12 protein-coding genes are annotated in these 14822 nt (G+C 60.3%); 7 read left to right on the top strand and 5 right to left on the bottom strand.

Going from position 1 to position 14822, the window contains the following annotated elements; genetic code table 11:
• Positions 1-71 precede the first annotated feature (71 nt).
• The 5 genes from ACR9ZQ_RS37950 to melA all read left to right on the top strand — a co-directional run bounded on the left by ACR9ZQ_RS37950 (position 72) and on the right by melA (position 7586).
• Positions 72-2159: an ABC transporter substrate-binding protein gene (locus ACR9ZQ_RS37950; protein ID WP_481430409.1), complete on the top strand. Its 2088-nt coding sequence runs from the start codon at positions 72-74 to the stop codon at positions 2157-2159.
• Positions 2160-2381: 222 nt separating this feature from the next.
• A complete protein-coding gene (locus tag ACR9ZQ_RS37945; RefSeq protein ID WP_481430408.1) occupies positions 2382-3389 on the top strand; it encodes an ABC transporter permease in 1008 nt (335 codons plus the stop codon).
• 1 nt (position 3390) lies between these two features.
• Positions 3391-4521, top strand: coding sequence for an ABC transporter permease (locus ACR9ZQ_RS37940; RefSeq protein WP_113323996.1), 1131 nt, complete (start codon positions 3391-3393; stop codon positions 4519-4521).
• A gap of 10 nt (positions 4522-4531) precedes the next feature.
• Complete coding sequence (locus tag ACR9ZQ_RS37935; protein WP_481430407.1) at positions 4532-6199, top strand: ABC transporter ATP-binding protein; 1668 nt, start codon at positions 4532-4534, stop codon at positions 6197-6199.
• 22 nt (positions 6200-6221) lie between these two features.
• A complete protein-coding gene (melA, locus tag ACR9ZQ_RS37930; RefSeq protein ID WP_481430406.1) occupies positions 6222-7586 on the top strand; it encodes an alpha-galactosidase in 1365 nt (454 codons plus the stop codon).
• A gap of 53 nt (positions 7587-7639) precedes the next feature.
• Here melA and ACR9ZQ_RS37925 read toward each other — a convergent pair whose 3' ends face one another.
• From ACR9ZQ_RS37925 to ACR9ZQ_RS37905, 5 genes are all read right to left on the bottom strand, one after another.
• Positions 7640-8134, bottom strand: coding sequence for an RES family NAD+ phosphorylase (locus ACR9ZQ_RS37925; RefSeq protein ID WP_310382251.1), 495 nt, complete (start codon positions 8132-8134; stop codon positions 7640-7642).
• Between the two features lie 9 nt (positions 8135-8143).
• Positions 8144-8494 carry an MbcA/ParS/Xre antitoxin family protein gene (locus tag ACR9ZQ_RS37920; RefSeq protein WP_310382252.1) on the bottom strand — a complete coding sequence of 117 codons (351 nt, stop codon included), beginning with the start codon at positions 8492-8494 and terminating at the stop codon, positions 8144-8146.
• Positions 8495-8570: 76 nt separating this feature from the next.
• Positions 8571-10184, bottom strand: a complete 1614-nt coding sequence (locus ACR9ZQ_RS37915) for a GMC family oxidoreductase (RefSeq protein ID WP_310382253.1) — start codon at positions 10182-10184, stop codon at positions 8571-8573.
• Positions 10185-10291: 107 nt separating this feature from the next.
• On the bottom strand, positions 10292-11164 hold the full coding sequence (locus ACR9ZQ_RS37910; protein WP_310382254.1) for an amidohydrolase family protein: 873 nt from the start codon (positions 11162-11164) through the stop codon (positions 10292-10294).
• On the bottom strand, positions 11161-12873 hold the full coding sequence (locus ACR9ZQ_RS37905; protein WP_310382255.1) for an IlvD/Edd family dehydratase: 1713 nt from the start codon (positions 12871-12873) through the stop codon (positions 11161-11163). Before ACR9ZQ_RS37905 ends, ACR9ZQ_RS37910 begins: the two co-directional genes overlap by 4 nt.
• A gap of 220 nt (positions 12874-13093) precedes the next feature.
• On the opposite strand from ACR9ZQ_RS37905, the gene ACR9ZQ_RS37900 reads away from it, so the two are divergent.
• Positions 13094-14119, top strand: coding sequence for a Gfo/Idh/MocA family protein (locus ACR9ZQ_RS37900; protein WP_310382256.1), 1026 nt, complete (start codon positions 13094-13096; stop codon positions 14117-14119).
• 27 nt (positions 14120-14146) lie between these two features.
• On the top strand, positions 14147-14818 hold the full coding sequence (locus ACR9ZQ_RS37895; protein ID WP_310382257.1) for a GntR family transcriptional regulator: 672 nt from the start codon (positions 14147-14149) through the stop codon (positions 14816-14818).
• The last annotated feature ends 4 nt before the right edge of the window (positions 14819-14822 follow it).

Below are 14822 nucleotides of genomic sequence, written 5' to 3'. Positions count from 1 at the left end.
AAGCTTCCTTCATTGTCGTTTGAGGAGAAGCGGAGACGCGTACAAGCGCTCCGGAACAAGAGGGAGAGACGATGACGAATTTCCGTAAGATCGGCATCCTGGCAGGACTGGCGCTTGGCGTTTCAGTCGCGGCCCTGAATGCCTATGCGTCCGAGCCGACAGTGCCGCCGGCACCGCCGGCTTTCCCGGCGGAAGGCAAGATTAAATATGTATCCCGCGACTCCATCCTGGAGTTCAAGGCGCTGCCGGAATATCACGAGCCGGACTGGGTCACGAAGAATTTCGTCGACAGCGGCAAGCTGCCGGCGGTCAAGGATCGCCTGCCCAAGGAGCCGCTGGTCTTCAAGACCGAAAACATGCCTGACGGTATCGGCGGCTATGGCGACGTGATGCGCCATGTCATCGGCGGTCGGCCGGAAGGCTGGAATTATGGCGCCGGCCAGACGCAGGGCTGGGGTGGCATCGATATCGGCCTCTCCGAATGCCTGACACGCACGGCGCCGCTCTTCCAGGTGGAAGCAAAGGATACCGAGCCGCTGCCGAACCTCGCCAAGGGTTGGGAATGGTCGCAGGACGGTCACAAGCTGACCATGCATCTGATCGAAGGCGCCAAGTGGTCCGACGGCGCGCCCTTCAATGCCGATGACCTCATGTTCTATTGGGAAGACGAAGTCATCGATCCGAACGTTTCGCCACTCGGCGGCGGCGCATCGCCGGAAGCCTTCGGCGAGGGAACGACGCTCACGAAGATCGACGACTACACAGTCGAATGGACCTTCAAGGAAGCCTTCCCGAAGCAGTACCTCTATACGATGGCCTATCCGAACTTCTGCCCGGGTCCGTCGCATATTCTGAAGCCCCAGCACCCGAAATATTCGAAGAACACCTACGATCAGTTCAAGAACGCTTTCCCGCCGGAATACATGAACATGCCGGTCATGGGCGCCTGGGTGCCCGTCGAATACCGGCCTGACGATATCATCGTCATGCGCCGCAACCCCTACTACTGGAAGGTCGACGAGAAGGGCAATCAGCTCCCTTATCTCAACGAGCTGCACTACAAGCTCTCGACCTGGGCCGACCGTGACGTGCAGGCCGTTGCCGGTTCTGCCGACTTCTCGAACCTCGAGCAGCCGGAAAACTTCGTGGCCTCGTTGAAGCGTGCCGCCGAAAAGACCGCTCCGGCGCGTCTCGCCTTCGGCCCGCGCCTCATCGGCTATAATCTTCGCATGAACCTTTCGGCCAACGGCTGGGGTGATCCTGATGCCCGCAGTCAGGCGATCCGCGAACTCGACCGCAACGAGGACTTCCGCAAGGCCGTGACCATGGCGGTTGACCGCAAGGCGATCGGCGACTCCCTTGTCAAGGGACCGTTTACGGCGATCTATGCAGGCGGGCTTTCCTCCGGCACGAGCTTCTATGATCGCAACTCGACCGTCTACTATCCCTTCGATCTAAAGGGCGCCAAGTCGCTGCTCGCCAAGGTCGGTCTGAAGGATACGGATGGCGATGGCTTCGTGAACTTCCCGGCCGGAACAGCTGATGGCAAGAACGTCGAGATCGTGCTCCTCGTCAACAACGACTATACCACCGACAAGAGCCTTGCCGAAGGCGTCGTCGGTCAGATGGAGAAGCTCGGGATCAAGATCATCATCAATGCTCTTGCTGGTCCCAAGCGCGATAGCGCGCATTATGCCGGCCAGTTCGACTGGCTGATCCAGCGCAACACGACCGAGCTCGCCTCCGTGGTGCAGAACACCGAACAGCTTGCCGCTGTCGGCCCACGCACCAGCTGGCACCACCGTGCCGGCAAGGATAATCAGCTCGACCTCCTGCCTTATGAAAAGGAGCTCGCCGACATCGTCAACAAGTTCCGCACGAGCCAGGACAATGACGAACGCGTGGCACTCATGAAGCAGTATCAGAAGACGGCCACCGAACATGTGGATACCGTCGGACTGACGGAATATCCAGGCGCGCTGATCATCAACAAGCGCTTCTCGAACATTCCCGCGGGTACGCCGATCATGATGTTCAACTGGGCCGAGGATTCCGTCATCCGCGAGCGTCTGTGGGTGGCTGCCGACAAGCAGGGCAAGTACGAACTCTTCCCTCAACAGCTTCCCGGCAAGCCTGGAGACAAGGGTCCAATAAACTAAGAGCAATTCCCAGCAAAAGTGCGCAGCGGTTTTGCGTCTGGGATTGCATAAAAACAAAGAGATCGAGCATCTCCATGGCTCGAAGAAAAATGGAGATGTTCGAGGAGCTCCCTCCCGAACGACAAGAGCTTCCGGTCGCGCGTGCTGCGCGCGGCCGGTCAGAATCAACAAGCCGGCCGCGCTGAGACGAGCGACTGGCGGCAAGGAGAAGCGAACCGTCTGATGCTACGATTCCTGCTCATGCGCATCGCCTCGGCGATCCCCGTCCTCTTCATCCTGAGTGTGGTGACCTTTGCCATCATCCAGGCGCCGCCCGGAGACTATGCCGACTATATCCGTTCGCAGTTGATCAATCAGGGCGGAGCTTCCTTCGCGCAAGCCGATGCCCAGGCTCAGGCCTACCGCATCGAACATGGCCTCGATAAGCCGATGGTCGTCCAGTACGTCAACTGGATCACGGGAATCGTGACCAAAGGCGATTTCGGCTACAGCATGTTCTACAACAAGCCGGTTGCTGACGTGGTCGGCGAGCGCCTGCCCCGCACGCTGGCCTTAGCGCTGGTCTGCCACATTTTTGCGTCCATCCTCGGCATCACCTTCGGCATCTGGGCGGCGACCCGCCAATATAGCTGGATCGACAGCCTGCTCTCCGGCATCTCTTTCCTCGGCATGACGGTGCCGCGCTTCCTGATGGCGCTGATCATCGTCTATCTGCTGGTCTTCCAGTTCAACGTCACGGAAATCGGCAGCTTCTTCTCGCCGCAGTATGGCGGGGCGCCGTGGTCCTGGGGCAAATTTATGGATCTCGTCAGCCATGTCTGGCCGGTCGTCGCGATCGCCACTTTCGGCGGGCTCGCCTACAACATGCGCGTCATGCGCGGCAATCTGCTCGACACGCTCAATGCTCAATATGTTGAGACAGCGCGCGCCAAGGGGCTTTCGGGCGGCGCCGTCGTCATGCGTCACGCCGTTCCAAACGCGTTGCATCCGCTCGTCATGTATCAGGGCGTCGTGCTTCCCTACATGCTGACCGGCGAGATCGAAACCGCGATCATCTTCGCCTTGCCGACTGTCGGGCCGGCAATCGTCGGCTCGATGGCGATCGGCGACGTCTATGTCACAGCGACTTTCATGCTGGTGCTGTCGGCCACGCTGATCGTCGGCAACATCATCGCCGACATGCTGCTTGCCATGCTCGATCCGCGGGTCCGTCAATATGGAGGAGCCTGATATGTTTGCCTTCGACTCTTCCCCGCCGCCACCGCATGAAGAAGCGGTCAAGAATACCCACCATGGCAATGAGAGCTATATGGCGCTGGTCTGGCGCCGGCTGCGGCGCTCCTGGACCGGCATGATCGGCCTGATCCTCGTTGGCCTCTTAATCATCATGGCTGTCTTTGCTGATTTCTTTGCGCCGATGGACCCGAAGGCGACCGATGTCGGCTTTGCGCCGCCGCAGCTCATCAGCATCCATGACAAGGAAGGCAGTCTCGTCTGGCCGCGCGTCTATGCGCTGGCGGATTCCGAAGAGCTCGATCCGGTTACCTTCCAGCCGGTCGTCGGAGTGGATTACGACAATCCGCGTCTGCTCGGCTTCTTCGTCAAGGGTTCGGACTACAATCTGCTCGGTCTCATCCCGGCCAATCGTCATTTCTTCGGCACGGTGGATGGCCAGCCGGTGCATTTCCTCGGCACCGACAAGTTCGGTCGTGACGTGCTGTCGCGCGCCATCATCGGCTCGCGCATCTCGCTGATGATCGCACTGACGGTAGTCTTCATCGTCACTGTCGTCGGCACGACGGTCGGCATGGTCTCGGGCTATTACGGCGGCGCCTTCGATGTCTGGGTGCAGCGTTTCGTCGAGCTGGTACTCGCTTTCCCGCAGCTGCCGCTTTATCTGGCGCTGACATCGCTGATCCCGATCACCGCGCCGACCAACGTCTTTCTCGCCTTCGTGATCTTCGTCATGTCGGCGCTCGGCTGGGCGCAGATGTCGCGCGAGGTGCGCGGCAAGACGCTGGCGCTGGCGCGTATCGAATATGTGCGGGCGGCAATGGCGGTCGGCGCGACCGACCGGCGCATCATCTTCCAGCATATTTTCCCGAATGTGATGAGCCACGTGATCGTCGCCGTCACCATCCATATTCCAAGCGTCGTGCTGCTCGAATCCTTCCTCGGCTTCCTCGGCTTCGCCGTAAAGCCGCCGCTGATTTCCTGGGGTTTGATGCTGCAGGATACGGCCAATTATTCGGTCATCGGAACCTATCCCTGGATTCTCGCTCCTGTCGCTTTCGTGCTGATCACCGTCTTTGCGTTCAATGCGCTGGGCGACGGTCTGCGTGATGCGGTCGATCCCTATTGAGGTGATGAAGATGGCCCTTGCTCTCGTTAGTTCCTTCGCCCCGCCCGTCCGTCACGATCATGATGGCCGCAAGGAGAGCCCGATCATCGACGCGCGCAATATCGGCGTGAATTTCAAGGTCGAGCATGGCACCGTCGAAGCCGTGAAGGACATTTCCTTTCAGCTATACCGCGGCGAAACGATTGCCATCGTCGGCGAGTCTGGCTCTGGCAAGTCGGTGACGGCACGTACCGTCATGGGGCTGCTGTCCAAGCGTGCGGTCATCTCGCCGCGCGCGAGCGTCGAGTATGATGGCGCCAATATCCTGAAATTTTCGGAGAAGGCCCGCCGCAGGCTGCGCGGCGACCGGATTTCGATGATCTTCCAGGAGCCGATGAGCTCGCTGAACCCGATCTATACGATCGGCAGCCAAATCGTCGAAGCGATCCGCGTCCACCGCAAGATGAGCCGCAGACAGGCCGACGCTAAGGCGCTGGAGCTTTTGAAGCAGGTGCAGATCCCCGATCCCGAAGCGCGCCTGCGGCAATATCCGCATCAGCTCTCGGGCGGTCAGCGCCAGCGCGTGATGATCGCCATGGCGCTTGCCAACGACCCCGACGTCCTGATCGCCGACGAACCGACGACGGCGCTCGACGTGACCGTCCAGGCGCAGATCCTCAATCTCATCCGCAATCTGCAGACGGAATTGCGGATGGCTGTGATCCTGATTACCCACGACCTGACGGTCGTGCGCAAGTTCTCCGACTATGTCTATGTGATGCAGCATGGCGAGATGCGCGAGCACAATATAACCGAGCAGCTCTTCGCCAATCCGCAACATCCCTATACCAAGCATCTTCTGGGATCAGAGCCGCGTGGCCAGGCCAACCCGCTGCCGGAGGGATCGGATATCATTCTCGACGCCCGCGGCGTGCGCGTCTCCTTCATGCTGCGCCATGGCGGCTTTTTCAGACCGGAGCTGCGCGAACTGGTCGCCGTCGACAGTCTCAATCTCACGCTGCGGCGGCACGAGACGCTGGGCCTCGTCGGTGAATCCGGTTCGGGCAAGACGACCTTCGGTCAGGCTATTCTCAGGCTCAATGACACGGACAATGGCGAGATCTATTTCGACCGCCAGCCAATCCACGGCAAGTCACGGGCGGAAATGCGTCCCTTGCGCTCGCGCATGCAGGTCGTCTTCCAGGACCCGTTCTCGTCGCTCAATCCGCGCATGACCATCGGCCAGATCATCGAGGAAGGGCTGGTCGTCAATAAGCTCGGCGCCAACAAGGGCGAACGTCTGGACAGGGTTCGCGAAGCTCTGGTCTCCGCTGGCATGCCGGGCAACATCCTTTCTCGTTTCCCGCATGAATTTTCCGGTGGGCAGCGCCAGCGCATCGCTATTGCGCGGGCGATCGCACTGGAGCCGGAATTCATCCTGCTCGACGAGCCGACCTCGGCGCTCGATCTCTCCGTCCAGGCGCAGATCATAGAACTCCTGCGCAAGCTGCAGGACGAGCGGGGTCTGAGCTACCTTTTCATTTCGCATGACCTGAAGGTCGTGCGTGCCCTCTGCCACCGTGTCATCGTCATGCAGCACGGCAAGATCATGGAAGAGGGACCCGTCAACGAAGTCCTTTCCAATCCCAAGACACCCTACACCGAACGGCTCGTCAAAGCCGCTTTCGAGGTAGCCTGATTTCAGAATGCCGGAGGTTCATATGGCAAATCCCAGAATAGCGTTCATCGGAGCTGGCTCCACCGTTTTCATGAAAAACATCGTCGGCGACATCCTGCAGCGTCCGGCGCTGTCGGGGGCTACGATCGCGCTCATGGACATCAACCCGCAGCGGTTGGAAGAAAGCGCCATCGTCGTCAACAAGCTGATTTCGACACTTGGTGTGAAGGCGAGGGCCGAGACCTACGGCGATCAGCGCAAGGCTCTGTCGGGCGCCGATTTCGTGGTCGTCGCCTTCCAGATCGGCGGTTACGAGCCCTGCACGGTGACCGATTTCGAAGTGCCGAAGAAATACGGCTTGCGCCAGACGATTGCCGACACGCTCGGCGTCGGCGGCATCATGCGTGGCCTGCGGACCGTGCCGCATCTCTGGAAGATCTGCGAAGATATTCGCGCCGTCTGCCCCAACGCCATCATGCTGCAATATGTAAACCCGATGGCGATCAACACCTGGGCGATCGCCGAGAAATATCCTGACATCAAGCAGGTTGGCCTTTGCCATTCCGTGCAGGGCACGGCAATGGAGCTCGCCCATGATCTCGACATCCCCTATGACGAAATCCGCTACCGCTCGGCCGGCATCAACCACATGGCCTTCTACCTGAAGTTCGAGCATCGTCAGCCGGATGGTTCCTACAAGAACCTCTATCCGGATCTCGTACGCGCCTATCGCGAGGGACGTGCGCCGAAGCCCGGCTGGAACCCGCGCTGCCCCAACAAGGTGCGTTACGAGATGCTGACGCGTCTCGGCTATTTCGTCACCGAAAGCTCGGAGCATTTCGCCGAATACACACCTTACTTCATCAAGGAAGGTCGCGAGGACCTCATCGAGAAATTCGGCATTCCGCTCGATGAATATCCGAAACGCTGCATCGAGCAGATCGCTCGCTGGAAGGGCCAGGCTGAAACTTATCGCTCGGCCGACAAGATCGAGGTCAATGAATCGAAGGAATATGCCTCCTCGATCATCAATTCGGTCTGGACCGGCGAACCCTCGGTTATCTACGGCAACGTCCGCAATAATGGCTGCATCACCTCGCTGCCGGCCAATTGCGCTGCCGAAGTGCCCTGCCTGGTCGATGCCTCCGGCATCCAGCCAACCTATATCGGCGACCTGCCGCCGCAGCTGACAGCGCTGATCCGCACCAATATCAATGTCCAGGAACTGACGGTTCAGGCACTGATGACGGAAAATCCGGAACATATCTATCATGCTGCGATGATGGATCCGCATACGGCTGCCGAGCTCGACCTCGATCAGATCTGGTCGCTGGTGGATGAGTTGCTCGCCACCCATGGCGACTGGCTGCCGGAATGGGCACGGCCGAGCAAGGTGCGCGCGGCCTGAGGCACACGAATAGGATCAGCGCTGCCCGATACGCCGGCGCTGATCCTGATGGTTCAGGATAACCTGCCTTCGTCGTCGATTAGGGCTAGACGGAAGGGGAGCGTGTCGCTCCATCGCCAAAGCACGAGATTGAGATCGTCGCGTCTGGCCGCGGGAGCAAAACTTCTGACCAAGAGGCCATGATAGCCATCGGATACGAGCCGACGTGCGAAGTTCTGGGTCCTTGCTTCCCCTTTTTCCTTCATCTCGTCGCGCCAGCTTGCTGCGGTAATCGTTTCGGCATCCATGCCGAGCGCCTGAAGAGCGACCTCGTCCCTTGTGTCAAAGACGCGCTCGATATCGGCCTCGTAGGAGACAAGGGTGGTTGGCTGCAGGCTGCCGACCTGATTGGCTTCCCTGAGCGCCGTCAGCACGGATAGCGACGTATAAAGTGCCGGCATTCCCTTTGGATTAAATCGTCCGCCATAGAGTTCGGCGCCCCGGCCGGAAAGTGGCTGGCGTGCATAGATCGGGTTCAGCGCCCGATAGAGCTTCCCTTCGTAGCGCATTATCGGGGATCAGGCGTGGACGCCGGCATCGATCGCATCGATATAATCGAGAACGTCCTCCGCCCGTCCGTCGCGAACCAGCTGCATGGCAGTCTGGCCTGAAAAGCCCGATAAGGGCTCGGAACGATACCAGGCATAGGCCATCAGCGCCGAACCGAAGCGGGATTCGACCTTGTTGACGACTTCAATCATTTCGCGCAGGCGCTTCTGCGTCTTGTCGGAGCGGAGGCGGTCCTTGCGCTGGATCGCATCCTTGCCGAGACCGGCGGTGCGGGCAATCTCCTCGCTCGTCGTGCGGAAGGCATCAGCGATCTTGCGCGGTGCAAACAGCCCGTCATCTGCATATTGTGCGAGGCCCATGATCCATCTCTATGCCGTTTATACTGACGTTATATAGCGTCAAAATAAGCGGCGTTCAATGGCTGAAGTTCTGCCGTTAATCGTTACCGATCATCTCAGCCGCCTTGGAGCCGATTGCCATGGCTGGCGCGTTGGTGTTGCCCGATGGAATGAAGGGAATGATCGAGCAATCGATCACCCGCAACCCGTCGAGCCCACGAACCTTCAGCGAGCCATCGACGACTGCCATCGGATCGTTATCCGGCCCCATGCGCAGGCTGCCGGAAGGATGGTAGTTCGTCTTCACCGTCTGGCCAGCGAATTTCGTCAGCGCTTCCTCGTCTTGCAGCGTTTTCCCCGGCAGGATTTCCATCGCAATCTTCGAACGGAAGGGTTCCGTTTCCAGAAGCCGCCGCGCCGTCTTCAGGGATGCGAGCGTCAGGCGCAGATCATCGGGATCGCCGAAGAAATTGCAGTCGACGAGCGGCTGGTCGGCAGGGTCGGCCGAGCGTAGCTTCACGCTGCCGCGCGCCTTCGGCCGCAGCAGGCAGGAGGTAAAGGTCACGCCCCAGGTCGGTTTAGCCGAGGAGACGTCACGATCGAGATAGACGATCGGCGCGCAATAGAGCTGGATCGTCGGTCGATCACCGCCGTCCGGATCGTAGAAGAGGCAGGACTCGATACCTGTGGTCGTCACCGGCCCGGAATCGAAGAGCAGATATTGCAGCCCGTTGCGGATCATCGGCCAGCCTTTGTCTTCGCCGAAGTAGCCGGACTTGCCCTTCGTGGTGGCGATGACGGGAACTTCGTGATGATCCTGCAGATTGGCGCCGACGCCGGGCAGATCGGCGATGACAGCGATGCCGTGTTCGCGCAGATGATCGGCAGGGCCGATGCCTGACAGCATTAGCAGCTTGGCACTATTATAAGTTCCCGTGGCAACCAGCACCTCGCGTTCAGCCATGGCTTCGCGCGTCTCGCCACCCCGCGTATAGGCGATGCCGACCGCGCGGCCATTCCTGACGATGAGGCGGTCGACGCGCGCTTCGGTGATGATGTCGAGACGGCTGTCTCCCAAGAGCGGGTCGAGGAAAGCCTTCTTGGCATCCGACCGTTCCGTGCGGCGACCCCATTTGGCAAAGGTGTGCTGCATGATGCCGACGCCGTTCTGTCTGGCACCGTTGAAATCAGGATTATAGGGGTGGCCGAGCCCCTGTGCGGCGAGGATGAAATCCTCGGTCGTGTCGGAGATATGGCGCGGTTCGGAAACACGCAGATTGCCGGAAATGCCGTGGAATTCATTGTTGAAGCGGCTATTGGCTTCAATGCCTTTGAAATGCGGCAGCATGTCCGCGTAGGACCATTCGGTTCCGTTGCCGAGATAGGCGGCCCAGCTGTCGTAATCTTCCTTTTGGCCGCGCATATAGACCATGGCATTGACCGCACTGCCACCGCCGAGCGCTCGTGCAACCGGTACGATCGGCCCACGGCCGCCGAGCTGCGCTTGCGGCACGGTATGATGCATTTCGAGGAAATCGTCGCGGGCGAGATATTTCATGTAGCCGGCTGGAAAGGACATCAGCCTTGCGGTCTCGCGCGGTCCGCGCTCGATGATGAGGACCGAAAATCCAAAGTCCCGTACCAGCCGCATGGCGGCGACCGAGGCCGCGGATCCGCCGCCGGCGATGATGAAGTCGTAGGTCTTGTTCACATTTCCTCCGAACCGGGATGATGGTATCCGCCGACTCGCAATCGACTGGCAAAGCGAGCGACAACAATGACATAGACGCCACTGGCGATCGTCAAGGCGCGTTGCGCTCAACGCCCAAAGAACAGCGTTTCGGCATTCTCGATGAAGATTTTGCGGGCAAGTTCGGGGTTGCCGATTGCATCCTGCATCCCGTCGATCAGCTCGGCGTCATCGGGCATATCGCTCCAGAGCTCGGTATGGGGCCAGTCGCTCCCCCAGAGCAGCTTGTCCGGATGGCTGGCCGCAAGCGCCCGCACCACTTCGGCAAAACCTGCATAACCGCGTTCGCGCGTCAGCCTGTAGGGAGCGGTGAGCTTGATGTAGCCGCCGGGATTATCGGCGAGCCTCTGGAGCGCAGGAAGATGTTGGCGCCATGCGCCGTCGGCGAGTGGTATGAAGCCCAGATGATCAATGACGAAGCGGACGCCCAGATGTGGCAGCCGTCCGGCAAGGTCGTCGATCTGGTCCGGGCTGATCTGAAGTTGTAGCGACCAGCCGAAATCGCGGATGTCTGCCGCAAGCGTTTCGGCCGCAATAAGCGGTAGGCCGCCCTTGTTGCGCGTGTTGATACGAACGCCGCGTACCCCAAGCCGGTCGAGACGGGCAATCTCCGTAGGGTCTGTCTCGGGATCGATGACAACGATGCCCCGCAGCCGGTCCGGAAAGGCGGCCAGTGCCTCGACCAGAACCTGGTTGTCGAGGCCATAGACGCTCGGCTGCACGACGATACCCCGGCTGATGCCTAGCCGGTTGGCAAAGGCGATCCAGTCTGCAGTTGTTGCGATATCCGGCGTGTAGCTACGTGGCGTATTCAGCGGCGCGTCCGACCGAAAGACGTGGAAATGCGTATCGATCGTGCCCTGCGGCAGCGGCGTTGCCGGAGCACGGGTCAGCGGCAGGCGCGGTAGGCAGAGTGGCGCTTGACTGTCCACCAGGCTCATTTCTGTTCCAGATCCTCATGCTGGAGGAAATCGAAATCGGCGCCTTCATCGGCCTGCAGCACGCGCGTGTGATAAAGCCTGGCATAGCCGCGCGCCGGCTCGGCAGCCGATATTTCCCCAAGCTCTGCCATGCGTCGGTCGAATTCCGCTTGGTCAATGGCGAGGTCTATGCGTCTCTCCTTGACGTCGAGGCGGATGCGGTCGCCGGTTCTCACGATCGCTAGCGGCCCGCCGGCAGCGGCCTCCGGGGCAATATGCAGCACGACCGTGCCGAAGGCGGTGCCGCTCATGCGGGCATCGGAGATGCGCACCATGTCCTTGACGCCTTGGCGAGCGAGCTTGCGCGGGATCGGCAGATAGCCGGCTTCCGGCATGCCCGGCGCGCCTTTCGGGCCGGCATTGCGCAGCACGAGAATATCGTCGGCGCTGACATCGAGGTCGTCGCTATCGATCCGCAGGGTCATGTCCTCGACGGAATCGAAGACCACTGCTCGGCCCTCATGCTGCAGTAGATCCTTCGATGCCGCCGATTGCTTGATGACCGCGCCGCGAGGCGCCAGATTGCCGTGGAGCACGGCAATCGTGCCGATGGGCTTCAACGGTTTATCGACCGTGCGGATGATCGTCTGGCCGGGCTCGTCGGGAGCCGCATCGATTACCTCGCCGATCGTCTTGCCATAGATCGTCTGCTGGCTGGCGTCGATCTCGTGGCGCACCGCCTTCAAGAGCGTCTGCACACCGCCGGCCTCGTGGAACTGCTCCATATAATGCTGGCCGGACGGCTGTAGGTCGACGAGAAGTGGGATGATCTTGCCGAGCCTGTCGAGTTCGGCCATGTCGAGGCGAATGCCAAGGCGCCCCGTGATGGCGGCAAGGTGAACGACGGCATTGGTCGAGCCACCCATAGCTTGCAAGGCGACAAGGCCGTTGCGGATGGCCGAAGGCGTCAGAATATCGCGCACCGTCGGCGCATCCGGGTTGGCTGCCAGTCCGGCGGCAACGCGGCCGGTCTCTTCGGCAAGCCGCACGCGCTCGGATTCGGCGGCGGGCGCCGATCCTGCCCGCGGCAGGCAGAGGCCCATCACTTCGGTCAGGTTGGCCATGGTGCTTGCCGTTCCCATCACCGTGCAGGTGCCGATCGAGCTGGCGAGCTTGTTGTTGACGTCGGTGATCTCGGCCTCATCGATCTCGCCGGCCCGAAAGCGCCCCCAGAAGCGCCGGCAATCCGTACATGCGCCGAGCCTCTCACCCTTATGGTGACCAACGGCCATCGGCCCGGTCGGCAGGAAGATTGCCGGGATATCGCTGCTGGCAGCGGCCATGATCTGCGCCGGCAGGGTCTTGTCGCAGCCGCCAATGAGGATCACGGCATCCATCGGCTGGGCGCGGATCATCTCCTCGGTTTCCATCGCCATCAGGTTACGAAGATACATCGAGGTCGGCGAGGCGAAGCTCTCGTGGATGGAAATGGTCGGAAAGACCATCGGCATTGCGCCGGCCAGCATGACACCACGCTTGGCAGCTTCGATGAGTTGCGGCACGTTTCCATGGCAGGGGTTGAAATCGCTGTAGGTATTGGCAATCCCCACGATCGGGCGATCGAGAGCATCGTCCGAATAGCCCATGGCCTTGATGAAGGCCTTTCGCAGGAAAAGGGAGAAACCCTGATCGCCGTAACTCGTCAGCTTGCGACGAAGACCGCTCGACATTGTTCCTCCCTCGTCTCTTAAATTGAGTTCAAGCCTAGTGGGATATGTAGGATTGTCAATAAAGAAGATGCGCAGTCGATGCCGCTCACCGCGATGTTCGGAAAATTGAATAGACAAAATCTAAGATAAATCGGGATTTTTCCACTTTCCCATCCCGAATGCGCATTGGCATTTCCAGTGATGATGTCTAAATTATCGATAAAATGAGGTGGAGTGGTTCATGGCAGAGATCAAGCGAAGGCGCGTGGGGATCATTGGTGCCGGCTGGGTCAGCGAATATCACCTGCCGGCATGGATGAAGCAGTCGGCGCGCGCCGAGGTCGTGGCGATCGCCGACCCTTCGGTGGAGGCGCGGGCGGCCAGAAGTGGGGTTTTCGGCATTACGAGAAACTATGCGAGCGCGGAAGCGATGCTGGCGGAGGAAGCGCTCGATGCCGTCGATATCTGTGCGCCGCGCGAGGCACATGTGGAGCTTGTGCGGTTGGCGGCGCAAAACGATCTCGATATTCTCTGCCAGAAGCCGCTGGCGCCCGACTACGAACAGGCAGTTGCTCTCGTTGCCGGTCTGCCGCCGTCCATCCGCTTGATGGTGCACGAGAACTGGCGGTTTCGCGCCTATTACCGCCGGCTGAAGGCCTGGCTGGAGGAGGGGATTGCCGGCAATATCAGGCAGGTCCAGTTCGAATTCTTCTCAAGCGGCATGATTGCCGATACTGACGGGAACAGGCCAGCGCTCATCCGCCAGCCGTTTTTCCGCAGGCAGCAGCGTCTGCTGGTCATGGAGGTGATGATCCATCATCTGGATACGCTGCGCTACCTGTTCGGCGAAATGGAGGTGGTTGCCGCGCGGCTTGAGCGCAGCAATGACGACATTATCGCCGAGGATGTTGCCTCTGTCGTCTTACGCCGCCTGGACGACGGGGTGATCGTCACTGTAAACGCCAATCTGGCGGTGCATGGCGCACCGCCGGCGCCGCGCGATCATCTACGGATTTTTGGCACGCAGGCGACGCTGGAATTGTATGGAAGCCGTCTTTCGGCAACGGGCCATGCCGAGCGCAAGGAGGAATTCGATGCGGATGCCGTCTACCAAGGCGCCTATGATGCGACGATCGCGCATTTCCTTGACGGGCTGGAGGGCCGAGCAGTGATGGAGACTGTGCCTGACGATAATCTGAAGACGCTGGCGCTGGTCGAAGACATCTATCGGCTGAGCCGGTTCGACGCTGAAGACAAACCGCGATAAGATGGCCGGCCCCCGGAGGACGTATTGATGCAGACGCTCGACGATATCAGTGAAGACGAGATCGAACACGACGATCTGAGCATTGCGCGCGCGCTCGAAGAAGACATCATCTTCGGACGGCTGGCGCCTGGTACTCGTCTGACCGAGGATACGCTTCTTGCGCGCTTCCATGTGACGCGACACTTCGCGCGCCAGGCGATCGTCCAGCTGGAGACGATGGGTATCGTCGTGCGCGAACGCAATAAGGGCGCAACTGTCCGCTCGCTGACATCAAGACAGGTGCAGGAGATCTATGACGTGCGCGAGCTGCTGCAGAGGCAGGCGGCACTCTGGATTCCGTTGCCGGCGCCCGACGAGCTGATCGCCGAACTGACGGCCCTGCACGAAGAGCATGGCCGGCACGTCGAATCCGGCTACCTTCGCGGCGTGCACGAGACAAACGACAAGTTCCATCTGACGCTTTTCAGCGCCTGCGGCAATTCCCATCTCGTCCAGTCGATCGAGCTCTACATGCGTCTCAGCCTGCCGGTGCGCGCCAATTCCATGTCGAGCAAGGAATCGCTGCGGATCTCGCACGAGCATCACCGGCTGATGATCGAGATGCTGAAGGGCAGGGACAATTGGGTTCTGGCGCAGCTCTGCGTCGACCACCTGCAGCCGAGCAAGAAGCGCTACCTCGCCTATGTGAGCGAGAATTGAGGTC

The organism is Rhizobium sp. KNZ14-9A (genome assembly GCF_056755015.1).
This window is presented reverse-complemented; position numbering and strand designations above follow the sequence as displayed.

What these genes read in the sequence shown, in the direction of transcription:
- ACR9ZQ_RS37940 (WP_113323996.1), top strand. Translation starts at nt 3,391, where the DNA reads ATGTTTGCCTTCGACTCTTCCCCGCCGCCACCGCATGAAGAAGCGGTC.
- ACR9ZQ_RS37920 (WP_310382252.1), bottom strand. Translation starts at nt 8,494, where the DNA reads ATGGGCCTCGCACAATATGCAGATGACGGGCTGTTTGCACCGCGCAAG.
- ACR9ZQ_RS37950 (WP_481430409.1), top strand. Translation starts at nt 72, where the DNA reads ATGACGAATTTCCGTAAGATCGGCATCCTGGCAGGACTGGCGCTTGGC.
- ACR9ZQ_RS37925 (WP_310382251.1), bottom strand. Translation starts at nt 8,134, where the DNA reads ATGCGCTACGAAGGGAAGCTCTATCGGGCGCTGAACCCGATCTATGCA.
- ACR9ZQ_RS37900 (WP_310382256.1), top strand. Translation starts at nt 13,094, where the DNA reads ATGGCAGAGATCAAGCGAAGGCGCGTGGGGATCATTGGTGCCGGCTGG.
- ACR9ZQ_RS37895 (WP_310382257.1), top strand. Translation starts at nt 14,147, where the DNA reads ATGCAGACGCTCGACGATATCAGTGAAGACGAGATCGAACACGACGAT.
- ACR9ZQ_RS37935 (WP_481430407.1), top strand. Translation starts at nt 4,532, where the DNA reads ATGGCCCTTGCTCTCGTTAGTTCCTTCGCCCCGCCCGTCCGTCACGAT.
- ACR9ZQ_RS37905 (WP_310382255.1), bottom strand. Translation starts at nt 12,873, where the DNA reads ATGTCGAGCGGTCTTCGTCGCAAGCTGACGAGTTACGGCGATCAGGGT.
- melA (WP_481430406.1), top strand. Translation starts at nt 6,222, where the DNA reads ATGGCAAATCCCAGAATAGCGTTCATCGGAGCTGGCTCCACCGTTTTC.
- ACR9ZQ_RS37910 (WP_310382254.1), bottom strand. Translation starts at nt 11,164, where the DNA reads ATGAGCCTGGTGGACAGTCAAGCGCCACTCTGCCTACCGCGCCTGCCG.
- ACR9ZQ_RS37945 (WP_481430408.1), top strand. Translation starts at nt 2,382, where the DNA reads ATGCTACGATTCCTGCTCATGCGCATCGCCTCGGCGATCCCCGTCCTC.